Source organism: Pseudomonas sp. EA_15y_Pfl1_P101 (genome assembly GCF_963970835.1).
Classification (GTDB): Bacteria; Pseudomonadota; Gammaproteobacteria; order Pseudomonadales; family Pseudomonadaceae; genus Aquipseudomonas; species Aquipseudomonas tritici.
The window spans coordinates 21,388-46,859 of record NZ_CAXAPA010000025.1 but is presented as its reverse complement, the minus strand read 5'-3'; the positions used below and the strand labels follow the sequence as shown (position 1 = coordinate 46,859).

Below are 25,472 nucleotides of genomic sequence, written 5' to 3'. Positions count from 1 at the left end.
AGCACCGCCTTCAGCCAGACCGCGCTCTTGCAGACGATCAGCACCGCCTTCAGCCAGACCGCGTTCTTGCAGACGATCAGCACCGCCTTCAGCCAGACCGCGCTCTTGCAGACGATCAGCACCGCCTTCAGCCAGACCGCGTTCTTGCAAGCGATCAGCACCGCCTTCGGCGACACGGCGTTCCAGCAGGCGGTCCGAACCACCCTCTGCAACACGACTTTCGATCAGGCGATCCGAACCGCCTTCAGCCACCACGGGGTGAGCAAATGCGTTTGCAGCAAGTACCGAGAAAGCGAGGCTAAGCAAGATTTGGCGTTTCATGATGGTGTGCTCCGAGTGTTTTAGTTTGGGTGTTGCCTGGTATGGGTTTGATGGTACGCGTTGCATTTTTTAAGAGAACTTCATTGGGCTGATGGTGACTATCGACGCCAGCGATGGCTCGTGTTGCCGGGCCATCGCGGGGCCGGTCATGGCATCTGCGGCAATTCCTGGGGGCGCAGGTCGAACACCAGCACCTCGGCGTCTTCACCCTGGCTCAGGCGCAGCTGCCGCTCATCCCGTACCCGAGCGCCATCGCCTTCCTGCAAGCGCTGGCCGTTCACTTCAACGCTGCCCCGGGCCACATGGATGTACACGTGGCGATCCGGCGGCAGGTCCAGAGTTGCGGCTTCGTCACCGTTGAACAGCCCGGCATACACCCGTGCGTCCTGGCGCACGCTGAGGGAGCCGTCGTTGCCCTCTGGCGAGATGATCAGTTGCAGACGCCCACGTTTCTGCGCCTCGCTAAAGTGCTCCTGCTGGTAGCGCGGCTCGGCACCGGCCACTGCGGGCACGATCCAGATTTGCAGGAAGTGCACGCCACGGCTTTGGCTGTGGTTGAACTCGCTGTGGGCCACGCCGCTGCCGGCGCTCATCAGTTGCACATCGCCAGGGCGGATCACCGAGCCGGTGCCCAGAGTGTCCTTGTGCTCCAGGGCGCCCTCGAGCACGTAGGAGAAAATCTCCATGTCGCGGTGTGGGTGCTGGCCGAAGCCTTTGCCAGCGGCGACGCGGTCATCGTTGATCACCATCAGGTCGGAAAACCCTTGTTCATTCGGGTTCCAGTAGCTGGCGAACGAGAAGGTGTGGAACGACTTCAACCAACCGTGATTGGCGGCGCCGCGTTCGGAAGCTTTGCGAAGGGTCAGCATGGTCTTGTCCTCAAGTGGGAGCGGGCTGCGACATGCAGGGCTCCGTCGTTGAGAAAGAGGTTAATGGTTAATGTCTGATTGATTAAGAAGGTGAATTCTGAATAACTGTCTCTTATAAGTTGACAGTTGCAGGCATGGCATAATGTCCGCCGTTTCCTTTTTGATGGATCTTTTCCCAAATGAAAACCGTGGTCATGGCGCTGTTTCCGGACTTTCTCCTGCTCGACATGGCCGGACCGCTCGAAGTGTTCTCCATTGCCAACCGCTACCTGCCGGTAGCGGCGCACTACCAGATCCTCACCATCGGCACCGAGCCCGGCCCGCTGCGTGCTTCCAACGGCGTGATGGTGCAGACCGATCTGCTGCTGGATCAGGCCCAGGATGCCTACGATCTGCTGCTGGTGCCCGGCGGGCCCGGTGCCTATAACGAATGCCACCCCGTGCTGTTGCGGTGGCTCAAGGCAGCTGCCCCGAGGGCGCGGCGCTTCGGCTCGATATGCACCGGGGCGTTCGTGCTGGGGCATGCAGGCCTGCTTGACGAGCACCGTGTGACGACCCATTGGCACTACACCGAACGGCTGATCAGGGCGTTCCCCAAGGCGATTGTCGAGACGGATCGAATCTACTTGCAGGACGGGCGCTTGATGACCTCGGGTGGCGTCACGGCCGGTATCGACTTGGCGCTGTCGGTGGTCGCCCAGGACCATGGCAAGCAAGTCGCGGTGGACGTGGCCAAGGTGCTGCTGGTGGTGATGAAGCGCCAGGGCGGCCAAGCACAGTTCAGCCCGATGACAGCAGCGGTTGCGCCCCAGGAAACTGCGATTACCCGCGTGCAGAACCATGTCCTGGAGCATTTGGAGCAACCCTTCACCATCGAGTCCATGGCCGAGCTGGCCGGCATGAGCGCACGCCATTTTGCGCGGGTGTTTGCCAAGGATGTGCAGATGACGCCCATGGCGTTCCTGCAAGGTGCACGCATCGACCGCGCCCGGCAGTTGCTGGAATCCACCGATCTGCCGCTCAAGACCGTGGCTTTCCACGCAGGCTTTGGCAGCGTGCGGCATATGCGCTTTTTGTTCAGTGAGAAACTGGGCCTCAACCCGACCCAATACCGACAGCAGTTCAGTTAACGGCAGAATGTCCGTCTCGCGCACTCGATTGTCCGTGTCGCTCCCCGTTCCAGCATTGTCCTGTCATCGCCAACTGGCAAGATAGCGTCAAGCCCATGGAAAAGGATGCGCAAACGCCCAAGGCCGGGTGTTTCAGCGCGATTACCCACATGAATAATCCTCTGGCGATTGACGCTGATGGCACGGTCCGCTTCGGCGCCTATGTCTTTCACCGGCAACAGCGGTTGGTCAGCAAGGCTGGCTGGCCGGTGCCTCTGGGCGGACGCGCGCTGGATATCCTCACGGCGCTGCTCGAGGCGCCTGGGCAGTACATCAGCAAGGCCACCCTGATCGAGCGGGTCTGGCCGAAGAGCGTGGTGGAAGAAAACAACTTGCGCGTGCACATCGCCGCACTGCGTCGCGCCCTCGATGGGCAACGCTTCATTCTCAACGACCCGCAGCGCGGCTACTGTTTCGCAGCACCTGTACAGGGCGCGGTACACGCCGTGCTGCCCCGGCACAATCTGGCGGCACGGCTCAGCCCTGTGATTGGCTGCGATGAACTGTTGGGTGTGCTGGTGCGGCGCCTGTCGGGGCAGCGCCTGATGACCCTCACCGGGTGCGCCGGCGTAGGCAAGAGCACCGTGGCCCTGGCGCTGGCCGAACGTGTATTGCCGCGCTATCGGGACGGTGTGTGGTGGGTCGATCTGGCCACTGTGGAAGCGCCGATGAGTATGCTGCGCCACCTGGCCACCGCGCTGAACCTTGAAACGGGCGCCAGCGCTACCGAGTTGAGCCGTCAATTGACCTCCCGCCAGTTGTTGCTGGTGCTCGACGGCGCCGACCTTTTGCTCGGCGCGTGCCGTCACCTGGTGCGGGTGCTACGCGAAACAGCGCCTCAAGTCAGTGTGCTGGTGAGTAGCCGTGAGGCCCTGCAAGTTCACGGCGAATGGGTGCAACGCGTGCCCCGGTTGGCGGTGCCTGCACCGTCGGCACTGAGCAGTGTTGAACAGGCGATGGCCTACCCGGCCGTGCAGTTGTTCGTCGCCCGCGGGCGTGCCAGTCAACAGGGCTTTGTGTTGCGGCCCCAGGACCTGGTGCCGCTGCGGGATATCTGCCGACGCCTGGATGGCATTCCCCTGGCCCTGGAACTGGCAGCCGCTCAAGTGGACGCCCTGGGTGTGCGCGGTCTGCAGCAGCAACTGTGCAGGGGCTTGCAAGTGCTGACCCGCGGCCGCCGTACGGCAGTGGAACGTCACCAATCCCTGACCGCCGCCCTCGACTGGACCTGCGAGCGCCTCAGCCTGCCGGAGCGCTGGCTGTTCCTGCAATTGGGGTTGTTCAAGATGGCGGTGACCTTGCCCACCTTGAGTGAACTGGTCGCCGGCACCGAGCTGGAACACGCCGATCTGTCCTACCTGCTGGGGCGTCTTGTCGGCATGTCGTTGCTGACCCTCGAACCCGGCCCCGGCAAGCCGCGTTACCGTCTGCTCAATTGCGTGGGCAGCTATGCCTTGGCACAACTGCGCGATCCGGAGCAGGTGACGCGTTTGCAGCAGGGTTATGGACATTACCTGGGACCGTTTTCAGGCCGGCCGTTTGTCCTCAAGCTTGTCGAGCAGGCTGCGTACGCGAACTAGGTCCTGGGTGGCGAAGCCTTCGGTGAATCGCGCGTAGGTTGAACTCAACAGGTCGCGCGCAGCTTGCTCGCGACCTTGGGGCAGCCACAGCTGCGCCAATGATGTCGCGCAACGCAGCTCCCAGGCGAGCGCGCCTTGCTGGTGCGCCATCGCCAGAGCATCGTGCAGCAGTGCTTCGGCCGCGTGGGTATCCGCCATGCTGTCGGCGCGTACTCGCAGAATTTCCGGCGCGCACCAGCCCGCGCTGCCTGTGCGTGCACGTTCGAAGGCAGGCTCATCGACCGAGTGTGCACCCAGCGTGATCAGGATGTCCTCGATCAGCCCCAAGCCTTGCCAGTCTTTATGCCCGAGGATGCCGGCGTAGTGCCCCGCCCAAGTCTGGAACAGTAGCACCGAATGCTTGTGCGCGTGTTCCTGCAACAGTGCCTGCAGCGTCTGGGCGTTGTCCTCTTCACCGTTGTAGCGGGCGATCATCACGCCTGCCAGGGCCAGGGTGTAGCAGATGGAGGTGCCATGATTGATTTGCAGCGCCAGTTCCAACGCTTGGCTGGCGGTACGCCAGGCTTGCTCGGGGAAACCTTGCAGCCAGAGGATTCGCGCTAATACAGTCAGGGAGGCAACGTTTTGGTCGTATTGCACGCCAATCCCGTGGGCGAACCGGTTGAGGTGGCCGCTGTGCGCCATGCGCTGGATCAATTGTTCGGCGTTATGCCGGGCGAGTGCCTGATTGCCGTTGTAGTGCTGCGCCAATACCCGCAGGCGTTGGGCGCTCAAGCCCAGCAGCGGGTCGGTGCGTGGGTCGAGGCGATCAAATTGCATGCTCTGCGCCAGCGCCTGGCGATAGCGGCCTGCGCACAAGTTCACCGCCATTTGCCCGGAGATGGCGCGCATTTGGCCAGCGACATCCTGGCGCTCCTCAGCCAGGCGTTGAGCCCCGACAAAGGCCGCGATAGTCTGGGGAGCAGCCCCCATGGCGTGGTAAGACAGGCTGCCCAGCGCCAATTGCAGTTGCATCTTCAACTGAGTGCAGGGTGTACGGACCTGCTCAATCAATGCCAGCGCCTTGCCCACATACAAACCGTGTTCCCGGAGCAACGATAACTCTTGCCAGAGCGGCATTGCGCTGACCGTCAAGCGGATAGCCAGCAGGTGTTCACCGCCCGGTGCGAGCCCCCAGTCGAGCGCGGCGCGGACGTCTTCGCGCAGCGGCGCATAGCGGTCGATCCAGGGCTGGGTCGCGATCAGCTCCCAATCGCCGCGCGCCTGTTCCATCAGTGCCAGGCAGCGCGCTGCATGGCGCTCGCGCGTGGCGTCGAGCTCATGGGCAACGCTGAGTTTTTCCAGGGCGTAGGTGCGCGTGATGTCCAGCAGGCGATAGCCCATCTCGTCATCACCGGCCTCCACATTGAGCAAGGATTTGGCCACCAATTGCGTGATCGAGCCCAGCACCTCAGCCGGCGCCACCTGTTCCCCGGCAATCACCGCCGCGGCGCTCGCCAGGCTGAACCCACCCCGGAACACCGCCAGGCGCCGCAGGCAGACTTGCTCGCAGGCGGTCAGCAGGTCAAAGCTCCAGTCCAGCGTGGCGCGCAGGGTCTGATGCCGCGGCAGCGCACTGCGTCGGCCACGGGTGAGCAGGCGGAAGTTGTCTTCCATCTGCACCAGTAGCCCGGGCAGGCCGAAGCGTTCGATTTGCGCCGCCACCAGTTCGATCGCCAGGGGGATGCCGTCCAGACGCTGACAGATATCAATCGCCAGCGGCAGTTCGGTTTCACTCAGTTCAAAACTGTCCTGATGGGACATGGCCCGCTCGATCAACAATTGCAGGGCCGGGTAGCCCAGCGCCTGGGCGCGGTTACCGGTGGCAGGCGGGCAGGCCAGGGGTTCCAGACGCTGCACGTACTCGCCCTCGGCGCGCAATGCCTCGCGGCTGGTGGCCAGGATGTTCAGCCTGGGCGCGTGGCGCAGCAAGGTTTCGCTGATCAGGGCGATGTCATCGAGCAGGTGTTCGCAGTTGTCGATCACCAGCAGCAACTGGCGCTCCTGCAAACTGCGGGCGAACGTGGCCAATGGTTCGTGCTCGACGTGGGTCAGGTCGAGCAGGACGGCGAGATTGGGCAGGATCATCGACGGCGCGCTCAGCGGCGCCAGGTCGAGCAAGCGAATACCATCGCGGTAATGTCCGATCAGCAATTCCGCCACGCGCAAGGCGACAGTGGTCTTGCCGATACCGCCGGTGCCGGTCAGGGTGATGAAGCGTTGTTCGGGCAGTTGTTGCACCAGGCTGTCGATCAGGGCATGGCGGCCGATCATCCGGGTGCGGCGCAAGGGCAGGTTGTGGCACGGGCTTTGGGGAGCGCCGTCGGTGGGTATCGTCATCGGTTCGATGCTCAGTGGCGCAACAAAACTGTAGCCGCGCTGGGCCACAGTGACGATATAGCGCTGCCCGGCCTGGCCGTCGCCCAAGGCCTTGCGCAACGCCGCCATGTGCACGCGCAGGTTGCCGTCCTCCACCACGCTTTTCGGCCAGACCCGGGCGATCAGTTCCTGCTTGCTCACCACATTGCCGGCCTGCTCCAGCAGGATCAGCAGGATATCCACTGCCCGCCGTCCCAGGCGCAACGGGCGACCCGCCTCCAGCACCAGGCGTTGGCGCGGGTGGATGCGGTAGGGGCCGAAATGCACGGCTTGATCGCTGAGGTCACTCATCGGTGGCCATGCTCGGGAGGGGGGAGCGGCCAGCATATTCCAGGTCCGTACAGACCACTAGGCCGCGATCACTTGAGGCTTGGGGCGCGAGTGGTGATTTCGCCAGGTCATCGGGTTGACGCCCTCGCTGCGGGTGAACATATGGCAGAAGTGCGCCTGGTCGCAAAACCCGCACTCCAGGCTGATTTGCGTGAGGCTCAAGGAGGAACTGGTGATCAATTCCTTGGCTCTCTGGATGCGCTGTTGGCGGATCCACTCCTGCGGCGACAGCCCGGTGGTGCACTTGAAGGCGCGGGAGAAATGGCTGCGCGACAACGCACAGGCCTGGGCCAGGTCGGCAATGGCCAGGCTTTCGCCGAGATTGGCCAGGATCAACTGCTTGGCGATACGCTCGCGCCGGGGGCATAAGCCACCGGTGGCGGATAAACGAGGGGCATATTGCTCGAGCCGGGCCATGACAAATATCCGCAGTAGATGGGAGCGTTCCCGTTGAATGGATGCAGTGTAGACGCCGTTAATCTTGTTGCCGGGCCGCCCGGCTGACGAGTTAATCGTTGTTAATTTCGTCAGGTATCGGCCTGGAAAAGACAGCACAGCCATGCAATCCCAATAGCGCTTTGTGTGTTTATCTGTAGGCTTTCCAATCGTTTGGATACCACCATGAACCGCAACGACCTGCGCCGCGTCGACATGAACCTGCTGGTGATTTTCGAAGCGCTGATGTTCGAGAAGAACCTGACCCGGGTCGCCGAAAAACTCTTCATGGGCCAACCCGCGGTCAGCGCGGCGCTGGGGCGCCTGCGCGATTTGTTCGACGACCCGTTGCTGCTGCGCAACGGACGGGGCATGGAGCCCACGCCACGTGCGCTGGCGATACTCAAGGAGTTGCAACCGGCCATGGACACCATTTCCGGCGCGGTCAGCCGTGCCAAGGATTTTGATCCTTCCACCAGCTGTGCGGTGTTCCGCATCGGCCTTTCCGACGACGCCGAGTTCGGCCTGTTCCCGCCACTGCTCAGCCAACTGCGCGAAGAGGCCCCAGGCATCATCGTGGTGGTGCGCCGGGCTAATTACTTGCTGATGTCATCGTTGCTGGCCAGTGGTGAGATATCCGTTGGCGTGAGCTACACCACCGAACTGCCGGCGAATGCCAAGCGCAAGAAACTGCGAGACATCCCGTGCAAGGTCCTGCGTGGGGACGACGGCGCCGAGCCGCTGACCCTGGATGACTACTGTGACCGGCCCCATGCGATGGTGTCTTTTTCCGGGGACTTGAGCGGCAATATCGACCTGGACCTGGCGCGCATTGGCAGGGCGCGGCGGGTGGTGCTGGCGGTTCCACAGTTCAGCGGGTTGCGCGCGTTGCTGGCGGGCACGCAGATTATCGCGACGGTGCCGGATTATGCGGCGTGTGCGTTGACCGAGGGCACGGCGTTACGGGCGGAGGATCCGCCGTTTGCGATCGAGGCGGCGGAGTTGTCGATGGTGTGGAGCGGGGTGCATGACAATGACCCGGCGGAGCGGTGGTTGAGGGGGAGGATTGGGGAGCATATGGCTCGGGTGGTTTGACCTTCTGGGTACATATCCGTTATTTGCGTAACGGCCTCCTATGGTTCCGCCCTTACGGCGGGTCACTTTTGGAAGGACCCAAAAGTAACCAAAAGGTCCTCGCCCCAACACTCGGCACCTCGCTTAGGCTCGGTGTGCCCTCACTCCGGCTTTGGAGCGTGGGCCGGAGTGAGGGCATGTCGATCCTAGGCGAGACACCGAGTGGTGGGGCAAGAGCGTTTTGCTTACTTTTGCGCTTTTCAAGAGTGAGCCGCTGTAAGAGCGGAACCCATATCAGCCATCACCCAAATAACGGATATGTACTCACCCCCCACCCAAAGAAAATTGGTCACCCATTCTTCCCCAAAATTGGATATTCCTCCCCAACCCCCCGGTGACTAACCTAGCCACCAACCCCACCGTTGCGGAGCAATACCATGCAAACCCGTACCGATTTCTACACCGCCTCGCCAGACGCGATGAAAGCCATGCTCGCCCTGGAAGGCGCCGTCGGCACTCGGTCCATCGAGCTGCCATTGCTGGAGCTGATCCGCCTGCGTGTTTCGCAGATCAACGGCTGTGCCTTCTGCCTCGACATGCACACCGCTGATGCGCGCAAAGGGGGCGAGACCGAGCGCCTCCTGTACACCGTGTCGGCCTGGCGTGAAACACCGTTCTTCACCCCGCGTGAGCGCGCCGCGCTGGCCTGGACCGAGAGCTTGACCCTGCTGAGCCAGACCCACGCCCCGGATGAAGACTTCAACGCGTTGGCCGCCCAATTCAGCGCCCAGGAGCAAGTCGACCTGAGCGTGGCCATCGCCACCATCAACAGCTGGAGCCGCCTGGCAGTAGGTTTGCGCAAGATGCCGAAGTAACCCGTCAGAAATTGACAGAGGCACTCAGGCGCGCCGTCAATGGCGCGCCTTGGAACAGGTAGTCATCGCCCATGTACTCGCCCGCGTCTCGCCAGTAGCGCTTGTCGAACAGGTTGTCGACGCTCAGGCGGAACACCGTCTCATAGCCGTCCACCTTGGTGGTGTAGCGGCTACCCACATTCACCACCGCGTAATCGCCCACTTCCACCTTGCCGGTGCGGTTGGCGGACTTCTTGGCGCTGTATTGCACGCCACCCAGCACCGCGAGGCCGTTCACCCACGGCAGGGCATAGTCGGCATACACGCTGGCACGCAGCTTGGGCACGTTGATCGCCTGGTGACCTTCGTACTCCGGCGTGCCACTGCCGGTGACCCGCGCACGAATCGCCGCCACGCTGGTTGCAATCTGTAGGCGGTCGGTGGCCCAGCCTTTGGCCGACAACTCCAGCCCGGTGTTCTTCTGCTCGCCTTGCTGCACATAGGTGAAGTTGCCTGCCCCGTCCGGCTGGGCGTACTGGTAGGCCTGGCGGGTCTGGAACACGGCGGCGGCGAAGCTGATGCGGCGCCAGTCGTACTTCACCCCGGCTTCGATTTGCCGTGAGGTGGTCGGGGCCAGGGTTTCATTGGCGTTGCTGGCGTACCAGGGGGCGGTGCCGCCCAGGGACAGGCCCTTGCTGTAGCGGGTATAAAGCGAGAGGTTGTCCACCGGCTTGAAGATCACCGATGCCTGTGGCAGGAACACATACCGTTGAGTGTGGCGGGCTTCATTGCCGTTATCGTCAAAGGCGCGCTCATCCAGGCGCACTTCACGGCCGCCGAGAAGGGTTTGCCAGTGCTCGTTGAAGCGAATGCGGTCGCTGACAAACAGGCCGTATTGGCGGCTGTCGAGGTTGCGATGGCTGTCGTTCAATGGGACGTCAGTCGGTGTAAAGGTCGGCGCGTCGGCGTTAATATTGCTGCTGCCGATCCACGCGTTGACTGGCGTGCGCTTGTCGATCACGCGGCGAAACGCGCTGGTGCCAACGGTCAGTTCATGGCCCAGGCCGGCGGTGTCGAACAGCCCGGTCATTGCCGCCTGTACTTCATCGTCGCGACGGGTGTCGTCCGGGCTGCGGTAGTCGTAGATGTCGTAGTTGCCTTCGGGCGTAAAGGTGTTGCCCACGCCGCGGGTGGCGCCACCCCAGGCAAACGAACTGTAGTCATCGATCACCACTTTGCTGCGGGCGGCACTGACACTGCCTTTCCACTGGTCGCTGAAACGGTATTCAAACTTGCCGTTGAGGTTCAGTGATTCAATGCCCACCTGCCTGGACCCGCTTTGGTGCCCCAGCAGTTTTTTCGGCGAGGCGTCGTGTGGAACCTCAGTGCCGCCCAACAACTGGTAACCCGGCACCGAGCGCTGTTGCTTGTCCTGGTATTCGGCATCCAGTTGCAGCACCGCATCGGGACTGATGTTCCAGTCGAAGGCCAAGGAAACGAAATCGCGCTGGCCATTGGCGTGTTCGACATAGGCATTGAGGTCTTCATGGGCCACGTTGGCGCGCAGGCCGAACTGCTGCTCGCTGCCAAACCAACCGCCGACGTCGGTGGCGATGTAGCCGCTGCCGCGATCGTCGGTGGAGACGGTCACCGAGCGCACATCTTCCGGGCGCTTGGTCACGTAGTTGATCACGCCGCTCGGCTCGGATATCCCGCTTTGCAGACCCGCCAGGCCTTTGAGCACTTCCACCTGCTGCTTGTTTTCCAGGGCGACGTTCTGCTCGCCGGTGATGGTACGACCGTTGATCTTGTAGCTGCTGGCTGCGTTCAGCGAGAAGCCGCGCACCACGAAGTTTTCGTAATAACCAATGGGCGCATAGCTGTCGCCCACCGAGGCGTCGTTGCGCAGCACTTCACTGAGCAGGCGCGCTTGCTGGTCCTTGATCAGGGCGGCGTTGATCACGCTGATCGACGCCGGGGTGTCCAGCAGCGGCGCGTTATCGACGCCACTCACCGAGGCGGTTTCACTGCGGTAGCCGGATTCATCCTGGCCCTGAACCTTCACCGCCGGCAGTTCAATTTCAGCCGCCAGGTTGTTACCGATGCCGCCGCTGAGTAGCAAACCGAGGGCGAAACGTGAGGTGACGACGGGACGAAAACGCAAAACCATGGGGGCAAGGCCTTAAAGCGCGGGGCGGGGGGGGCGCATAAACTAGGCATAACCGCGCACTTTTACAAGTTTTCGAGAATGGTTCGCGGCTTGAGACAACCCGTCTCAACCTCCCCGCCGAACCGTCTGCGCCTCGACAGGCCAAGGTGCACCTGCGATAGACAAGGCTTCCCTCATCATTTGCAGGAGATAGCCATGAGTATCGCTGGAAAAGTTGCGTTGGTAACCGGCGCCGGGCAGGGCATTGGCCGGGCCATCGCCCTGCGCCTGGCACAGGACGGTGCCGACATCGCCCTGGTGGACATCAATGGCGCCAAGCTCGAAGCGCTGGCTGCCGACATCGTGGCGTTGGGACGCAAGGCCTCGGTGTTTGTCGCCGACGTGTCCAAGCGTGAGCAAGTCGCGGCGGCGGTGGAACACGCGCACCAGACCCTGGGCGGCTTCGACATCATCGTCAACAACGCCGGGGTCGCGCAGATCGACTCACTGTTGGATGTCAGCCAGGAACAGGTCGAACGCACCCTGGGCATCAACGTGCAGGGTGTGCTCTGGGGTATCCAGGCTGCCGGCAAGAAATTCAAGGCGCTGGGGCAGAAGGGCAAGATCATTAATGCCTGCTCCATCGCAGGCCATGAAGGCTTTGCGCTGCTCGGCGTGTACTCGGCGAGCAAATTTGCCGTGCGCGCCTTGACCCAGGCGGCGGCCAAGGAACTGGCCAGCGCCGGGATCACGGTGAATGCCTACTGCCCGGGTGTGGTGGGCACCGATATGTGGGTCGAGATCGACAAGCGCATGGCCGAGATTACCGGGGCTGAAGTGGGGGCGACGTACAAAAAGTATGTGGATGGGATTGCTATGGGCCGCGCAGAAACGCCGGAGGATGTGGCGGGGTTGGTGTCTTATCTGGCAGGGCCGGACTCGGACTATATGACCGGGCAAGCTCCGCTGATTGACGGCGGCCTGGTCTACCGCTGAGATCCAATGTGGGAGCGGGCTTGCTCGCGAAAGCGGTGGTTCAGTCGACTCTTCTGTGACTGATGTACCGCATTCGCGAGCAAGCCCGCTCCCACATTTTGTTCGCGTTACGTCAGTGCTTTTCCGGGCATATTGATACCCAGTTGATTGACCCGGCGATACAAGGTAGCCCTTGAAATGCCCAGCGCCTGCGCCGCGGGCAACGGCTTCCAACGATGCCGAATCAACGCATCTAGCACCACCTGCCGCTCCGGGCTCACTTTATCTTCCACCCGCGCCTCAACCTGATCCCCTCGAACCTCCACCGGCAGATCCGCCACCTGCAACGTCCCGCCTTCACACACCGCACAGGCATACGCCAGCACATGCCGCAATTGCCGCACGTTGCCCGGCCAGGCGTAACCCAGCAGCAATTCCAGCGCTGCCTGACCGATGCCCACCGCGACGCCACTGTTGCGCGCTTCCTGCTCCAGCAAACGATTGATCAAGGCCAGTTTGTCGGTACGTTCGCGCAGGGGCGGCAGGCAGAAACGCGCGCAGCCGAGGCGAAAGTACAGGTCTTCACGAAAACTGCCCTCAGTGACCAACACCGATAGATCGCGGTGGCTGGCGCAGATCACTTGGATATCTACCGCGCGGGTTTTCGCCGCGCCCAGCGGGGCCACTTCCCCCTCAGCCATCACGCGCAGCAGGCGCGTCTGCAAGGACAGGGGCATGTCGCCGATTTCATCCAGGAACAGCGTGCCGCCATCGGCCTGTACCAACAGACCCGGCATGCCTTTGCTGGAGGCGCCGGTGAACGCGCCGGCGACGTAGCCGAACAACTCGCTTTCAATCAGGTTCTCTGGAATCGCCGCACAGTTCACCGCCACAAACGGCCCATCGCAACGGGCACTGCGCGCATGCAGTTGGCGGGCGAAGACTTCCTTGCCGGCACCGGTTTCACCCTGCACCAGCACGGGCAGGTTGCGGTCTTTGACCCGCACGGCTAGGCGCAAGTGCTCTTCCACGCGCGCGTCGACCAGCGGGATCAGCGCCGCACGCGCCGGTTTGCGTCGCGGTGCATTGACGCGTACATGCAGGGCGCCAGGCTCGCCAATCCAGTGCAGTTGCTGGGCCGATTGGTCGGTCACTGCGCGCAGTGCATCCAGGTCGAACACTTCACCGATGTGCTCCGGCACCTGGCCAAAGCGCAGGCGCAGGGCCTGGCGCGCTTTGCTGTTGAGGGCATGCAAGCGACCGTCTCGGTCCCAGGCCAGCAGCAGGTCGGGTTGGCTGTCCACATAGCCGGGCGTGCTGTGGGCTTGCAGCACCCAATGCTCGCGGGCGCTGTGCATGAAAAACGCGTTTTCGATGGCCTCGGCACTCTGCGCCACCATCTGCCGCACCAGGTGCTGGCTGCGGCGGTCATCCGGGGATTTGAGCGCGGAGGCGTCCATCACCCCGAGCAGGTTGCCCTGAGGGTCGAAGATCGGTGCGGCGGAGCAGGTGAGGCCGATAAATGCCGCACGGAAGTGGTCGCGCTTGTGCACCGTCACCGCGGACTTGCTGGTGAGCACCGTGGCCACGCCGCACGTGCCTTCTTCAGCTTCCGACCAGCACGTGCCCAGGTACAGGCCGGCCTTACGGCAGTCGGTGCGTATCGAGGTGTCCACGCGGTGGTCGATGGTCTGGCCCTGGGCGTCGGTGAGCATCACGCAGTAGTCGGCCTGGCGCACGCGGTGGTGCAGTTGCCCGACTTCTTCGCTGGCGATGCGCATGAACAGTTCGGCGCGCTCGCGGCATTCCTTGAGCAAGGGTTCGCTGAGGATGCGCGGGCCCTGCAGGGAACCGGGGTCCAGGTGGTGTTGCTCCATGGACCGCCGCCACGAATCGAAAATCAGCGACGGCACCGGCGCCTGGGGCAGGCGATCGGCATTGCGGACCACGCGACTGACGCAGTCGACGTGCTCCCTGGAGTTCGCGGCGAGCATAAGGCCTCCGGTTCTCGGTCTTTGTTGTTATGCCCGCCATTAAGCGCGCATGCGTCGGGTGGGACAAGCAGGGACTGACCAACTGCCAGGGATGAGACGCAGCGTCTCAAACGGCCTGAGACACGCCGTTCACTGTGCAATGCGCCGTCTCATTCTGCGCTGGCAAGTCGCACCCGCACAACGCCAACGCACTGCTCTGGATCAATGCTTTGCGAGATTTTACGGGGGCTTGGCACAGCCTGTGCTGAATGCCCTTGTAGCTGGCCGCAGCCAGCCTTTTGTGTGTCGAGACAACCTGGAGAACAACAAGATGTCCACTCACCTGTCCACCGATCAACTGCTGCATGCCTACACCGTGATGCGCACCATCCGTGATTTTGAAGAACGCCTGCACGTGGAATTCGCCACCGGCGAGATCCCCGGGTTCGTGCACCTCTACGCCGGCCAGGAAGCCAGCGCGGCCGGGGTCATGGCCCACCTCAACGATGAAGACTGCATCGCCTCCAACCACCGTGGCCACGGCCATTGCATCGCTAAGGGCGTGGATGTGTTCGGCATGATGGCCGAGATCTATGGCAAGAAAACCGGCGTGTGCGGCGGCAAAGGCGGCTCCATGCACATCGCCGACCAGGAGAAGGGCATGCTCGGCGCCAATGGCATTGTCGGTGCCGGTGCGCCGTTGGCCGCAGGTGCGGCGCTGGCCTCCAAACTCAAGGGCAGCCAGGGCGTGGCCGTGGCGTTTTTTGGCGACGGTGGTTCCAACGAGGGCGCGGTGTTCGAAGCGATGAACCTGGCCTCGATCATGAAACTGCCGTGCCTGTTCGTCGCCGAAAACAATGGCTATGCCGAGGCCACCGGTTCCGGCTGGTCGGTGGCGTGCAAGGACATTGCCGAACGCGCTGTGGGGTTTGGCATGCCGGGCGTGATCGTCGATGGCAATGATTTCTTCGCCGTGCATGAGGCGCTGGGCGTCGCGGTGGAGCGAGCGCGCAAAGGCGACGGGCCGACGCTGGTTGAAGTGAAATTAAGCCGCTTCTACGGCCACTTCGAAGGTGATGCGCAAACCTATCGCGGCCCGGATGAAGTGAAAAAACTGCGGGAAAGTGCGGATTGCCTGGCGCTGTTCCGCCAACGCTGCAGCGCCGAAGGCTGGCTGGATGCCGCGCAATTCGAACGCATTGACGGTGAGGTTGCACAGTTGATCGAAGACGCCGTCCGCCTGGCCAAATCCGATCCCAAGCCGCAGGCCGTCGACCTGCTCAGCGATGTCTACGTCGCCTACCGCTAATAACAACAACTACGTGGAGAGAACTTTATGGCTCGCAAAATCAGCTATCAGCAGGCGATCAACGAAGCCCTGGCCCAGGAAATGCGCCGTGACCAGAGCGTGTTCATCATCGGCCAGGACGTGTCCGGCGGCACCGGTTCCCCTGGCGAACAGGATGCCTGGGGCGGTGTGCTCGGCGTGACCAAAGGCCTGTACCCGGAGTTTCCTGACCGTGTACTCGACGCGCCACTGTCCGAAGTCGGTTACGTCGGCATGGCGGTCGGCGCCGCCACTCGAGGTATGCGCCCGGTGTGCGAATTGATGTTCGTCGACTTTATCGGCTGCTGCCTTGACCAATTGCTCAACCAGGCCGCCAAGTTCCGCTACATGTTCGGCGGCAAGACCACTACGCCGCTGGTGGTCCGCGCGATGTACGGTGCGGGCCTGCGTGCGGCGGCCCAGCATTCACAGATGCTCACTTCGATGTGGACCCACATCCCCGGCCTCAAGGTGGTGTGCCCGGCCACGCCCTATGACGCCAAGGGCATGTTGATCCAGGCGATCCGCGACAATGACCCGGTGATCTTCCTCGAGCACAAGATGCTTTACAGCCTGCAAGGTGAGGTGCCGGAGGAGCTGTATACGGTGCCCTTCGGCGAAGCCAACTTCGTGCGCGAAGGCAAAGACGTGACGCTGGTGACCTACGGGCGCATGGTGCATATCGCCCTGGAAGCCGCCGCCAACCTGGCCCGCCAGGGCATCGACTGCGAAGTGCTGGACCTGCGCACTACCAGCCCGCTCGATGAAGACAGCATTCTCGAAAGCGTGGAAAAAACCGGGCGGCTGGTGGTGATCGACGAGTCCAACCCACGCTGTTCCATTGCTACCGATATCAGTGCCTTGGTCGCCCAGCGGGCGTTTGCCTCCCTGCGCGCGCCGATTGAGATGGTCACCGCGCCGCACACGCCGGTGCCGTTTTCCGACGCGCTGGAAGACTTGTACATCCCCAACGCCGCGAAGATCGAGGCCGCTGTGCTGAAGATCGCTGACAAGAGGAATGCCGCATGATCCATACCCTGACCATGCCCAAGTGGGGGCTGTCGATGACCGAGGGCCGCATCGACGTCTGGCTCAAGCAGCCCGGTGACCGAGTGGAGAAGGGCGAGGAAGTGCTGGACGTGGAGACCGACAAGATCTCCAGCAGTGTCGAAGCACCCTTCAGTGGTGTGTTGCGCAGGGTGCTGGCGCTGAGCGATGAGACCTTGCCGGTAGGCGCATTGCTGGGGATTGTGGTGGAAGGCGAGGCCACCGAGGCCCAGATCGATGCGGTGATCGAAAGCTTCAACGCCGGGTTTGTCTCAAGCAGCGCCGAGGCCGAAGCAGCCGGGCCGAGTGCGCAAAAGGTCGAAATTGGCGGGCGCTTGCTGCGCTATCTCGACCTGGGCGAAGGCGGCACACCCTTGGTACTGGTGCATGGGTTTGGCGGTGACTTGAACAACTGGCTGTTCAACCAACCGGCATTGGCCGCCGAGCGCCGCGTGATCGCCCTGGACCTGCCGGGGCACGGCGAGTCGGGCAAACACCTGCAAAGCGGCGATGCGCAGGAGTTGAGCCAGGCGGTGTTGGACCTGCTTGACCACCTCGATCTCGACCGCGTGCACCTGGCCGGGCATTCCATGGGTGGGCTGGTTTCACTGACGCTTGCCAGCCAGGCACCCGAGCGTGTCGCTTCGCTGACCCTGATCGCCAGCGCCGGCCTGGGTCCGGATATCAACGGCGATTACCTACAAGGGTTTGCCGAGGCCAATAATCGAAATGCGCTCAAGCCACAGTTGACTCAACTGTTCAGCGACCCGGCGTTGGTGACGCGGCAGATGCTGGAGGACATGCTCAAGTTCAAGCGGTTGGAAGGCGTGGACCAGGCATTGCGGCAGCTCAATCAAAAGCTGTTTGAGGGCGGGCGGCAGATGATTGATGTGCGCAACGTGGTGGGCCGCCAGCCGAGTTTGGTGATCTGGGGCAGTGAGGATGCAATCATCCCGGCCAGGCATGCCGAGGGATTGCAAGCCCAGGTTGAGATAGTGCCGGGGCAGGGGCATATGGTGCAGTTGGAGGCGGCAGAGCGGGTTAACCAACTAATGGCAACCTTCTTAAAATCCCAAGCCGGATAAAGAGCCAAATGTGGGAGCGGGCTTGCTCCCACATTTCGAACTCCATCAGCCCTTGGGTTCGGTGAGCACTTTGCGGAAGATTTCCACCAATGGCCGCAGGTTGATCCGATGCCACGCCGCCCATAACGGGGTGGTGTAGGTCAACCATGGCAATTCCCGCAGCACCACGCCGGGCGGTGCATTGCGGCTCAGGCCTTTTTGCACCATCGCCACGCCCAGCCCTGAGGCAACCAAACCCAATGCGGTAAACGGCTCGCTGGCTTCCATGGGGATCTGCGGGGTAAAACCGGCGTGGCGACGCCCGCGGATATGATCAATTACGGCGTGACCAAAAGCGCCAACCTGGCGGTGTCCCATGGCTTGGCCAAGCGCCTCGCGGGCACCGGTGTGACGGTCAACGCTGTGCTGCCGGGCCCGACCTTCACCGACGGCCTGGAGCAGATGCTCAAGGACGCGACGCAAAAGTCCGGGCGCAGTGCGCGGGACGAGGCGGACGTATTTGTGCGTAACGCGCGGCCGACCTCGATCATCCAGCGTGCGGCGAATGTGGATGAAGTCGCCAACCTGGTGGCGTACATTGCTTCACCCCTGTCGTCTGCCACCACGGGTGCCGCGTTGCGGGTCGATGGGGGGGTGGTCGACAGCATGGCGATCTGATTTTTTTCATTTTCTGGAGTATTTATTGTGGCAACAGCCTCTTCTGTGATTGAAATCCCGGTATCGGCCGATCAGGTCTGGCAATTGATTGGCGGCTTCAACAGCCTGCCGGACTGGCTGGCGCTTATCGTCAAGAGCGAGCCGAGCGAGGGCGGCCGCGTGCGTCACCTGCAAACCGCTGACGGTGGCCAGATCGTGGAGCGTTTGCAGGCGTTTGATAACGTCGGGCGTACGTACAGCTACACCATTGAGCAATCGCCGTTTCCGGTGAGTGCGTACCTGGCGACGTTGCAGGTTGAGGCGTTGAGCGAGTCGTCGGCGAAAGTGACCTGGTCCGGGGTGTTTACGCCGGCGGCAGGCACCACGGATGCGGCGGTGGAAGAACTGTTCGCGGGTGTTTACAGCGGCGGGCTTGAGGCATTGCGGGCCAACTTCCCGGCCTGATCTGCCAAGCACTGCACATCTAATGTGGGAGCGAGCGAGCCCGCTCCCACATTTTTGGTCGGTGTGAACCTCAGGCTTTGGGCATGAGCTGCTGGCGGCATTCCAGCACCAATCTGGCACCGCCTTGTTCGCTTGTACCCACGTCCAACTTGAACCCATGCAAGTTGATGATCGCCGCCACAATCGACAAACCCAACCCGAACCCGCCTTGTTGGTCACTTTCATCCACGCGATAGAAGCGTTGGAATACCGACGCACGTTCTGCCAGTGGTATGCCGGGCCCGGAGTCGTGGACTTCGATGCGTGTGCTGCCCGCGTCATTTACCGCGCGCAAGATCACTGCGCCGCCCGGCGGGGAGAACTTGATCGAATTGCTCAGCAAGTTGGACAGGGCTTCGAACAGCAGCGCGCGGTCGCCGGTGATCCAGGGCAGGGACTCTGGGGTGTCGAGCACCAACTGCAATTCGCCTTCCTCGGCCAGGGGCAGGTAGAAGTCGTGCAGTTCACGCAGCAGTGGCAGTGGGTCCATCACCAGAAAGCCGGAGCGGCGCTGGTGGTCTTCCAGCTCCGAGATGCGCAACAGCCCGCGAAAGCGCGCCATCAGCGTGTCGGTTTCGGCAATCGCGTCGTCGAGTTTCACTGCGTAGCCCGACTCCGCCTCGGCCTCCTGCTTGATGCGGTACAGCTGCGCGCGCAGGCGCGTCAGCGGCGTGCGCAGGTCGTGGGCGATGTTATCGCACACGCCCTTGACCTCGTTCATCAGCTTCTCGATGCGGTCGAGCATGGCGTTGACGATGGCCGCGAGCATGTCCAGCTCATCGCGCCGGTTTGACAGCGGCAGGCGGTGAGTGAGGTCACCGGCGACGATGGCTTCGGCACTGGCCTGGATCCCGCGAATCCGCCGCAACGGGCGCCGGCGCAGCAAGTGCCAGCCAGCCGCGCCTGGGATAATGGTCAACGACAGGGCCCAGAGCAGGGCATGCCAGATGATCCGGGTCACGCCAAACAGCGAGCCGTTGGCGCGCACCAGCACCAGCCAACGGCCGTCTTCGGTGTGGGTGGCCACCGCGTCGCAGCTGTCCTTGGGCAGCTTGGGGTCGTCGGATTCGACGCAATTGACCAGGGCGTGGATCTTGCCGTCCAAGGGCAGGTCCGGCGGCACTGCGCGGATCGGTCCACTGAGCGGGCGGAATTGCTCATCGAACAGGCCATAGGCGTCCACGCCCTTCATGTCGAAGGTCATGCTGGTGGTCAGGGCTTCAACCAGTTCTTCGCCGTCGAAGCGCTGGAATAAGTGTTGGCGCTGCATCAGGGAGTGGCGCGACAGGTCGCTCAGGTAACCCGACACCTCGTAATACAGCACCCCCATCAGGATGCAGCTCCAGGCCACGAACAACGAACTGTACAGCGCCAGCAAGCGGCTGCTGGAAGAGCGCCAGCCCTTAGATGGGTTCAGCAATGACATAACCGGAACCTCGTACCGTGCGGATCAGCGGCGTGAGGCCCGGTGGGTCGATCTTCTTGCGCAGGCGGCCGATGTGCACGTCGATCAGGTTGGTGCCCGGGTCGAAGTGATAGCCCCAGACTTCTTCAAAGATCATCATCCGCGACAGGATCTGCCCGGTGTTGCGCATCAGGAATTCGAGCAGTTTGTATTCAGTGGGCAGCAAGCTCAGCGGTTGGTCGGCGCGGCTGGCTTCGCGGCTGATCAGGTTCAGTTCCAGGTCGGCCACGCGCAGGGCGGTTTCGAATTCCTTGACCGTGCTTTTGCGCCGCAGCAGCACTTCGACGCGCGCCGCCATTTCGTCGGACGCGAACGGCTTGGTCAGGTAGTCGTCACCCCCGGCGCGCAGGCCGCGCACACGCTCATCGACATCGGAGAGGGCGCTGATCATCAGGATCGGTGTCGACACCCCGATAGTGCGCAGGGTGGTGACGATGGCCAGGCCATCGAGTTCCGGCAGCATGCGGTCGAGAGTGATCAGGTCGTAATCCCCACTCACGGCACGGACCAGGCCTTCGCGGCCGTTGTCCACCCAATCTACATCCAGTCCATGGCTACTCAGCTCGGCGACGATCTCGCGGGCTGTTACGGCATCATCCTCGATGGTCAAAATACGGGTCATAGGATTACCTGGTGAGCGATTCACACTAGAAGTGTGGGCATTTTGCCAAGAAATGGCTGAACGCTTACTAAATAAAAAGTCATCTTGGCAAAACTGACACAGATTTTATGGCCGCGAACGATGGAATGCATAACGCCCGCCTCAAACGATCAATGCTTGCAACTTGCATGATTTTCGTAAGTTCAAATTACTTAAGCTACTGATTTACAAAGATATTAAATTCCATGTCGACTGGCACGCTGCCTGCACTGCCCCTTTTGAGACTTGCAACACCATTTTTCCTGCCGGGAGCAAAAAGTAATGATTACATCCTCATCCACGCTACAAGAGTCGAGCACGCGCTCCGGGGTTTCCTGGGGCGCGATTTTTGCTGGGGCGGCGGCGGCGGCTGCACTGTCGCTGATCCTGGTACTGCTGGGCTTCGGCCTGGGCTTTTCGGCGGTGTCGCCGTGGGCTGACAGCGGCATCAGCGCCAAGGGCCTTGGCGTTTCCACGATTATCTGGCTGGCCTTTACCCAGATCGTCGCGTCCGGGCTAGGCGGCTACATCGCCGGCCGGTTGCGCGTGAAGTGGGCGAATATGCACGGCGATGAGGTGTACTTTCGCGACACCGCCCATGGCTTCCTGGCCTGGGCCGTCGCCACGCTGATTACCGCAGTACTGGTGGTCGGCTCGGTCGGCAGTGTGGTGAGCGGTGGCGTGAAAGCCGGTGCCAGCGTTGCAGCCGGCGCGGCCAGTGGCATGACCCAGGCCGCCGGCAGTGCAGCCAAGGGTGTCAGCGGCGGTGATTTCGACTACTACGTCGACAGCCTGTTTCGCGATGATCGCCCGGTGGCCGTCGGTGACGACGCTGCACATGGCGTGGTCGCCCGCATCTTCACCCGCACCCTGAGCAACGACGGCCAACTGGCCGCTGAAGACCGTGCTTACCTGGCCCAGTTGATCAGCCAGCGCACCAACCTCAGCCAGGCTGATGCCGAGGCGCGTATCGACAAGGTCTACGGCGACGCCCGTAAAGCCGTTGAAGACGCCAAGCTCAAAGCCAAGCAAGCCGCCGATACCGCTGCGAAAGTCGCTGCCTATACGTCGCTGTGGACCTTCATTGCCCTGCTGATCGGTGCCTTCTTCGCCAGTTTCGCTGCAACTTATGGTGGTCGTCGTCGCGATGCCGTGGTGTATGTCGAAACCGAACACTTCGTCCGTTAATTAATTCAAGGAGAACATCATGCGCTCATTACTTCTGTGGTTCCTCGGCATTCCGATCCCGATCATTATCCTGATTGCGATCTTCATGTAATTTTGCTCGCGCCTCATCCAAGCCGCGCCTGACCAACAGGCGCGGCTTTTTGCTGTAATGCCAGCCATCACGCGCAGCGTGGCCGAGCGCGCGCAGATCCCGTCGCGCAGGTGGCGTAAGCGCGGTCAGTCGTCAAACCCAACCTGCTCGTGTATCTCGTCCACCTTCAACTCCAAACGATACGCCACCGCAATAAACAACGCCTGGCACAGGCACAACGTGGCGCTTAACGAACGAAACGCAAACGACGAGCCCTCATTTACCAGCAACACCGCGTTCGCCCGTTTGGCCAGGGGCGACAAGTTACTGTCGGTGATAATCAACGTTTTGGCCTGATGAAGCTGGGCAATCCGCAGGCAATGCTGGGTCTCTTTGCCGTAGGGCGTAAAGCTGATTGCAATCACCAGGTCATTGGCGCGCACGCTGCGCATCTGCTCGCGGTAGCTGCCGCCCAGGCCCGAGATCAGGTGGATGCGTTTGTTGGTGTGCTGCAGGTTGTAGACCAGGTAATCGGCCACCGCAAACGAGCGGCGCACGCCGACCACGTAGATGTTGTCGGCGTTGACCACCAGGTCCACGGCCTTGTCGAACGCCACGTCATCGAGTTCCAGCCCCAGGCGCTCGATGCCCGACAGGGTCGCGTTGACGCACTCACGCGCCAGGTCGCCGCCGCTGGCCTTCTGCGACTTGTTGGCGATCATGCTGCGGATGCGCTGCTGGTAGTTCTGCACCGGTGTGGTCTTGTGGGTGTAGGCCTCGCGAAACAGCGCCTGCATCTCACTGAACCCGCTGAAACCGAAACGCTGGGAAAACCGCACGATGGCCGACGGGTGCACTTCGCACTCGCGAGCGATATCGCTGATACGGTCGACCATGATCCGGTCGCTTTGCTGGCTCATGTAGCTGGCGATGCGTTTGAGTTGGCGTGGCAGGCTTTCGTATTCGTCGGTGATCAGCTGCAACAGGCGTTCGGCATTGATCGGAGGGCTGGCGGGCGTTTCTTCCAGGGCGGGCTCGTGATCGGTGCGGGACATGGGCAATCCTTCTGACGGTTCTTCTGATGCGCTGATGAGTGGCGCAAGTCTACAGGGTAGGCACAAAAAAATACCTGCGCATCACGGCCGCCGTGGCCTGCTGAAACGATGCAGTCTCGCTGGGCTGCCCCTGCGCAAGCCTAATGGAAAAAATATTCCAAAGAAAAAATATCTAGAATAAATATTGATTGGCGTCGACGGACGTTCTAGTCTGCTCCCACCAAGAGCGTTTGCCGCCACCACGACGGCACAGCGCAGGCTGATAAAAATAACAGGAGCCAGCATGGGCCAGACTCGTTTTGCCAGTGGGCGTCAATTGGATCTGATTTGCCTCGGGCGCCTGGGCGTCGACCTCTATGCACAGCAAGTCGGTGCGCGGCTTGAGGATGTGTCCAGCTTTGCCAAATACCTCGGCGGTTCTTCTGCCAATATCGCCTTTGGCACCGCACGGTTGGGCCTCAAGTCGGCGATGCTGAGCCGGGTGGGTGATGACCACATGGGCCGTTTCCTACTGGAATCCCTGGCCCGCGAAGGTTGCGATGTCAGCGCCATCAAGGTCGACCCTGAGCGCCTGACCGCTTTGGTGCTGCTCGGCCTCAAGGACCGCGAAACCTTCCCCCTGGTGTTCTACCGCGAAAACTGCGCCGACATGGCCCTGCGCGCCGAAGACATCAGTGAATCTTTTATTGCCAACAGCAAGGCGCTGCTGATCACCGGCACGCATTTCTCCACCGATGGCGTGTACAAGGCCAGTATCCAGGCCCTGGACTATGCGGCCAAGCACAACGTCAAGCGCGTGCTGGATATCGACTACCGCCCAGTGCTGTGGGGCCTGGCGGGCAAGGCGGATGGCGAGACGCGGTTTGTCGCCGACCAGAACGTCAGCCAGCATGTGCAGAAAATCCTGCCGCGCTTCGACTTGATTGTCGGTACCGAAGAAGAATTCCTCATCGCGGGTGGCAGTGAAGATTTGCTCACCGCACTGCGTAAAGTCCGCGAGCTGACCCCGGCGACCCTGGTGGTCAAGCTCGGCCCGCAGGGTTGCACGGTGATTCACGGCGCCATCCCCGTGCGACTGGAAGACGGCGCCATCTACCCCGGTGTGCGCGTTGAAGTGCTCAACGTGCTCGGTGCTGGCGATGCCTTTATGTCGGGTTTCCTCAGTGGCTGGATCAATGACGCCAGCGATGAGCGTTGCAGCCAGTTGGCCAATGCCTGCGGCGGTCTTGTGGTATCGCGTCACGCCTGCGCGCCGGCCATGCCGACGCCTGCCGAGCTTGAGTACCTGTTCAACAGCCCGGTGCCGATCACCCGGCCGGATCAAGACGTGACCCTGCAACGCCTGCACCGCGTCTCGGTGCCGCGCAAGGCCTGGAAGCAACTGTTCGTGTTTGCTTTCGACCACCGTTGGCAGTTGGTGGACCTGGCGCAAAAAGGTGGCCAGGACCCAACGCGCATCAGCGATATCAAGCAGCTGTTTATCCAGGCCATCGAACGCGTCGAGAACAAGCTCGCCGAGCAAGGCATAGAGGCCGATGTGGGCCTGCTGGCCGACCAACGCTTCGGCCAGGACGCTCTTAATGCGGCCAGCGGCCGTGGCTGGTGGATCGCGCGTCCGGTGGAGGTGCAGAACTCGCGTCCACTGGCGTTCGAGCACGGCCGCTCGATTGGCAGCAACCTGATCGCCTGGCCCCAGGAGCAAATCATCAAATGCCTGGTGCAATTTCACCCCGACGACGAGCCGTTGCTGCGCCTGGAACAGGAAGCGCAACTCAAGGCGGTGTACGAAGCTTCACTGGTCAGTGGCCATGAACTGCTGCTGGAAGTCATCCCGCCGAAGGATCACCCGTCCACTTACCCGGATGTGCTCTATCGCAGCCTCAAGCGCTTGTACAACCTGGGTATCTACCCGGCGTGGTGGAAGATTGAGGCGCAGTCGGCCGAGGACTGGAAGAAACTCGACGAACTGATCCAGGACCGCGACCCGTACTGCCGTGGCGTGGTGCTGCTGGGCCTGAATGCCTCGGCTGAGTGTCTCGCCGATGGCTTCCAGCAAGCCAGCCAGAGTACGACGTGCCGAGGCTTTGCCGTGGGCCGCACAATCTTCCAGGAGCCGAGCCGGGCGTGGATGGCGGGGGAGATTGATGATGAAACCCTGATCCAGCAAGTCCAGGCCACGTTCGAGCAGCTGATCAATGCCTGGCGAAGTGCCCGAACCTAAACCCGTTTTCCAACTTGAAATGCAATCAAATGTGGGAGCTGGCTTGCCTGCGATGCTGGCAACTCGGTCTATCAGGTACACCGAGTT

The 25,472-nt window shown here is 62.0% G+C and carries 21 protein-coding genes and 2 pseudogenes; 13 read left to right on the top strand and 10 right to left on the bottom strand.

What is annotated here, in order from left to right; genetic code table 11:
• Together AACY36_RS27015 and AACY36_RS27010 are read right to left on the bottom strand one after the other, a co-directional pair.
• Positions 1 to 321, bottom strand: a 321-nt coding sequence (locus AACY36_RS27015) for a hypothetical protein (RefSeq protein ID WP_339497740.1), incomplete at its 3' end; no start/stop codon positions are given.
• A gap of 146 nt (positions 322 to 467) precedes the next feature.
• Positions 468 to 1,190, bottom strand: a complete 723-nt coding sequence (locus tag AACY36_RS27010) for a pirin family protein (protein ID WP_339420417.1) — start codon at positions 1,188 to 1,190, stop codon at positions 468 to 470.
• Positions 1,191 to 1,369: 179 nt separating this feature from the next.
• Here AACY36_RS27010 and AACY36_RS27005 point away from each other — a divergent pair, with 179 nt between their 5' ends.
• Both AACY36_RS27005 and AACY36_RS27000 read left to right on the top strand, forming a co-directional pair.
• Positions 1,370 to 2,320, top strand: a complete 951-nt coding sequence (locus AACY36_RS27005) for a GlxA family transcriptional regulator (RefSeq protein ID WP_339420418.1) — start codon at positions 1,370 to 1,372, stop codon at positions 2,318 to 2,320.
• A gap of 95 nt (positions 2,321 to 2,415) precedes the next feature.
• The gene (locus AACY36_RS27000; RefSeq protein ID WP_339428480.1) at positions 2,416 to 3,939 is read left to right on the top strand and encodes a winged helix-turn-helix domain-containing protein; all 1,524 of its coding nucleotides are present in this window, start codon (positions 2,416 to 2,418) and stop codon (positions 3,937 to 3,939) included.
• On the opposite strand, the gene AACY36_RS26995 is transcribed toward AACY36_RS27000, so the two are convergent.
• A complete protein-coding gene (locus tag AACY36_RS26995) occupies positions 3,886 to 6,648 on the bottom strand; it encodes an ATP-binding protein (protein WP_339428479.1) in 2,763 nt (920 codons plus the stop codon). The two genes, AACY36_RS27000 and AACY36_RS26995, sit on opposite strands and share 54 nt — an antisense overlap.
• 57 nt (positions 6,649 to 6,705) lie before the next feature.
• Complete coding sequence (locus AACY36_RS26990; RefSeq protein ID WP_339420421.1) at positions 6,706 to 7,104, bottom strand: AraC family transcriptional regulator; 399 nt, start codon at positions 7,102 to 7,104, stop codon at positions 6,706 to 6,708.
• 204 nt (positions 7,105 to 7,308) lie between these two features.
• On the opposite strand from AACY36_RS26990, the gene AACY36_RS26985 reads away from it, so the two are divergent.
• Both AACY36_RS26985 and AACY36_RS26980 read left to right on the top strand, forming a co-directional pair.
• The gene (locus tag AACY36_RS26985; protein ID WP_339420422.1) at positions 7,309 to 8,217 is read left to right on the top strand and encodes a LysR family transcriptional regulator; all 909 of its coding nucleotides are present in this window, start codon (positions 7,309 to 7,311) and stop codon (positions 8,215 to 8,217) included.
• A gap of 416 nt (positions 8,218 to 8,633) precedes the next feature.
• Positions 8,634 to 9,071 carry a carboxymuconolactone decarboxylase family protein gene (locus AACY36_RS26980; RefSeq protein ID WP_339420423.1) on the top strand — a complete coding sequence of 146 codons (438 nt, stop codon included), beginning with the start codon at positions 8,634 to 8,636 and terminating at the stop codon, positions 9,069 to 9,071.
• A 4-nt stretch (positions 9,072 to 9,075) separates the two neighbouring features.
• On the opposite strand, the gene AACY36_RS26975 is transcribed toward AACY36_RS26980, so the two are convergent.
• A complete protein-coding gene (locus AACY36_RS26975; protein WP_339420424.1) occupies positions 9,076 to 11,220 on the bottom strand; it encodes a TonB-dependent siderophore receptor in 2,145 nt (714 codons plus the stop codon).
• Positions 11,221 to 11,415: 195 nt separating this feature from the next.
• On the opposite strand from AACY36_RS26975, the gene AACY36_RS26970 reads away from it, so the two are divergent.
• On the top strand, positions 11,416 to 12,195 hold the full coding sequence (locus AACY36_RS26970; protein ID WP_339497738.1) for an acetoin reductase: 780 nt from the start codon (positions 11,416 to 11,418) through the stop codon (positions 12,193 to 12,195).
• Positions 12,196 to 12,302: 107 nt separating this feature from the next.
• Here AACY36_RS26970 and AACY36_RS26965 read toward each other — a convergent pair whose 3' ends face one another.
• Positions 12,303 to 14,168, bottom strand: a complete 1,866-nt coding sequence (locus AACY36_RS26965; RefSeq protein ID WP_339428477.1) for a sigma-54-dependent Fis family transcriptional regulator — start codon at positions 14,166 to 14,168, stop codon at positions 12,303 to 12,305.
• Between the two features lie 310 nt (positions 14,169 to 14,478).
• Here AACY36_RS26965 and AACY36_RS26960 point away from each other — a divergent pair, with 310 nt between their 5' ends.
• From AACY36_RS26960 to AACY36_RS26950, 3 genes are read left to right on the top strand one after another with little or no spacing between them, the layout of a single operon-like run.
• Positions 14,479 to 15,456 carry a thiamine pyrophosphate-dependent dehydrogenase E1 component subunit alpha gene (locus tag AACY36_RS26960; protein ID WP_339420427.1) on the top strand — a complete coding sequence of 326 codons (978 nt, stop codon included), beginning with the start codon at positions 14,479 to 14,481 and terminating at the stop codon, positions 15,454 to 15,456.
• Between the two features lie 27 nt (positions 15,457 to 15,483).
• Positions 15,484 to 16,503 carry an alpha-ketoacid dehydrogenase subunit beta gene (locus AACY36_RS26955; protein WP_049708736.1) on the top strand — a complete coding sequence of 340 codons (1,020 nt, stop codon included), beginning with the start codon at positions 15,484 to 15,486 and terminating at the stop codon, positions 16,501 to 16,503.
• On the top strand, positions 16,500 to 17,606 hold the full coding sequence (locus AACY36_RS26950) for an acetoin dehydrogenase dihydrolipoyllysine-residue acetyltransferase subunit (protein ID WP_339420428.1): 1,107 nt from the start codon (positions 16,500 to 16,502) through the stop codon (positions 17,604 to 17,606). Before AACY36_RS26955 ends, AACY36_RS26950 begins: the two co-directional genes overlap by 4 nt.
• Before the next feature lie 45 nt (positions 17,607 to 17,651).
• On the opposite strand, the pseudogene AACY36_RS26945 reads toward AACY36_RS26950, so the two are convergent.
• Positions 17,652 to 17,900: pseudogene (locus tag AACY36_RS26945) on the bottom strand (LysR substrate-binding domain-containing protein); the annotation flags it as partial.
• Between AACY36_RS26945 and AACY36_RS26940 the strand changes: the two are divergent.
• Both AACY36_RS26940 and AACY36_RS26935 read left to right on the top strand, forming a co-directional pair.
• Positions 17,889 to 18,263 (top strand): annotated as a pseudogene (locus AACY36_RS26940) (SDR family oxidoreductase); the annotation flags it as partial. The pseudogenes AACY36_RS26945 and AACY36_RS26940 sit on opposite strands and share 12 nt — an antisense overlap.
• Positions 18,264 to 18,290: 27 nt before the next feature.
• Positions 18,291 to 18,707, top strand: a complete 417-nt coding sequence (locus AACY36_RS26935; RefSeq protein ID WP_339420429.1) for an SRPBCC family protein — start codon at positions 18,291 to 18,293, stop codon at positions 18,705 to 18,707.
• 70 nt (positions 18,708 to 18,777) lie between these two features.
• On the opposite strand, the gene AACY36_RS26930 is transcribed toward AACY36_RS26935, so the two are convergent.
• Positions 18,778 to 20,172: a sensor histidine kinase gene (locus tag AACY36_RS26930; protein WP_339420430.1), complete on the bottom strand. Its 1,395-nt coding sequence runs from the start codon at positions 20,170 to 20,172 to the stop codon at positions 18,778 to 18,780.
• On the bottom strand, positions 20,150 to 20,833 hold the full coding sequence (locus AACY36_RS26925) for a response regulator transcription factor (protein ID WP_065876088.1): 684 nt from the start codon (positions 20,831 to 20,833) through the stop codon (positions 20,150 to 20,152). Before AACY36_RS26925 ends, AACY36_RS26930 begins: the two co-directional genes overlap by 23 nt.
• Before the next feature lie 300 nt (positions 20,834 to 21,133).
• Between AACY36_RS26925 and AACY36_RS26920 the strand changes: the two genes are divergently transcribed.
• Positions 21,134 to 22,039, top strand: a complete 906-nt coding sequence (locus AACY36_RS26920; protein ID WP_339420431.1) for a hypothetical protein — start codon at positions 21,134 to 21,136, stop codon at positions 22,037 to 22,039.
• A gap of 216 nt (positions 22,040 to 22,255) precedes the next feature.
• Here the strand turns inward: AACY36_RS26920 and AACY36_RS26915 are convergent, their stop codons facing one another.
• Entirely contained in the window at positions 22,256 to 23,164 is a 909-nt protein-coding gene (locus AACY36_RS26915; RefSeq protein ID WP_339420432.1) for a MurR/RpiR family transcriptional regulator, read from the bottom strand.
• Here AACY36_RS26915 and AACY36_RS26910 point away from each other — a divergent pair.
• Positions 23,163 to 23,345 (top strand): hypothetical protein, encoded by a 183-nt coding sequence (locus tag AACY36_RS26910; protein ID WP_339420433.1) that lies wholly within the window; start codon positions 23,163 to 23,165, stop codon positions 23,343 to 23,345. The two genes, AACY36_RS26915 and AACY36_RS26910, sit on opposite strands and share 2 nt — an antisense overlap.
• A 102-nt stretch (positions 23,346 to 23,447) precedes the next feature.
• Entirely contained in the window at positions 23,448 to 25,385 is a 1,938-nt protein-coding gene (locus AACY36_RS26905) for a bifunctional 5-dehydro-2-deoxygluconokinase/5-dehydro-2-deoxyphosphogluconate aldolase (RefSeq protein WP_339428475.1), read from the top strand.
• The last annotated feature ends 87 nt before the right edge of the window (positions 25,386 to 25,472 follow it).

What these genes read in the sequence shown, in the direction of transcription:
- AACY36_RS27010 (WP_339420417.1), bottom strand. Translation starts at nt 1,190, where the DNA reads ATGCTGACCCTTCGCAAAGCTTCCGAACGCGGCGCCGCCAATCACGGT.
- AACY36_RS27005 (WP_339420418.1), top strand. Translation starts at nt 1,370, where the DNA reads ATGAAAACCGTGGTCATGGCGCTGTTTCCGGACTTTCTCCTGCTCGAC.
- AACY36_RS27000 (WP_339428480.1), top strand. Translation starts at nt 2,416, where the DNA reads ATGGAAAAGGATGCGCAAACGCCCAAGGCCGGGTGTTTCAGCGCGATT.
- AACY36_RS26995 (WP_339428479.1), bottom strand. Translation starts at nt 6,648, where the DNA reads ATGAGTGACCTCAGCGATCAAGCCGTGCATTTCGGCCCCTACCGCATC.
- AACY36_RS26990 (WP_339420421.1), bottom strand. Translation starts at nt 7,104, where the DNA reads ATGGCCCGGCTCGAGCAATATGCCCCTCGTTTATCCGCCACCGGTGGC.
- AACY36_RS26985 (WP_339420422.1), top strand. Translation starts at nt 7,309, where the DNA reads ATGAACCGCAACGACCTGCGCCGCGTCGACATGAACCTGCTGGTGATT.
- AACY36_RS26980 (WP_339420423.1), top strand. Translation starts at nt 8,634, where the DNA reads ATGCAAACCCGTACCGATTTCTACACCGCCTCGCCAGACGCGATGAAA.
- AACY36_RS26975 (WP_339420424.1), bottom strand. Translation starts at nt 11,220, where the DNA reads ATGGTTTTGCGTTTTCGTCCCGTCGTCACCTCACGTTTCGCCCTCGGT.
- AACY36_RS26970 (WP_339497738.1), top strand. Translation starts at nt 11,416, where the DNA reads ATGAGTATCGCTGGAAAAGTTGCGTTGGTAACCGGCGCCGGGCAGGGC.
- AACY36_RS26965 (WP_339428477.1), bottom strand. Translation starts at nt 14,168, where the DNA reads ATGCTCGCCGCGAACTCCAGGGAGCACGTCGACTGCGTCAGTCGCGTG.
- AACY36_RS26960 (WP_339420427.1), top strand. Translation starts at nt 14,479, where the DNA reads ATGTCCACTCACCTGTCCACCGATCAACTGCTGCATGCCTACACCGTG.
- AACY36_RS26955 (WP_049708736.1), top strand. Translation starts at nt 15,484, where the DNA reads ATGGCTCGCAAAATCAGCTATCAGCAGGCGATCAACGAAGCCCTGGCC.
- AACY36_RS26950 (WP_339420428.1), top strand. Translation starts at nt 16,500, where the DNA reads ATGATCCATACCCTGACCATGCCCAAGTGGGGGCTGTCGATGACCGAG.
- AACY36_RS26930 (WP_339420430.1), bottom strand. Translation starts at nt 20,172, where the DNA reads ATGTCATTGCTGAACCCATCTAAGGGCTGGCGCTCTTCCAGCAGCCGC.
- AACY36_RS26925 (WP_065876088.1), bottom strand. Translation starts at nt 20,833, where the DNA reads ATGACCCGTATTTTGACCATCGAGGATGATGCCGTAACAGCCCGCGAG.
- AACY36_RS26920 (WP_339420431.1), top strand. Translation starts at nt 21,134, where the DNA reads ATGATTACATCCTCATCCACGCTACAAGAGTCGAGCACGCGCTCCGGG.
- AACY36_RS26910 (WP_339420433.1), top strand. Translation starts at nt 23,163, where the DNA reads ATGGGCAATCCTTCTGACGGTTCTTCTGATGCGCTGATGAGTGGCGCA.
- AACY36_RS26915 (WP_339420432.1), bottom strand. Translation starts at nt 23,164, where the DNA reads ATGTCCCGCACCGATCACGAGCCCGCCCTGGAAGAAACGCCCGCCAGC.
- AACY36_RS26905 (WP_339428475.1), top strand. Translation starts at nt 23,448, where the DNA reads ATGGGCCAGACTCGTTTTGCCAGTGGGCGTCAATTGGATCTGATTTGC.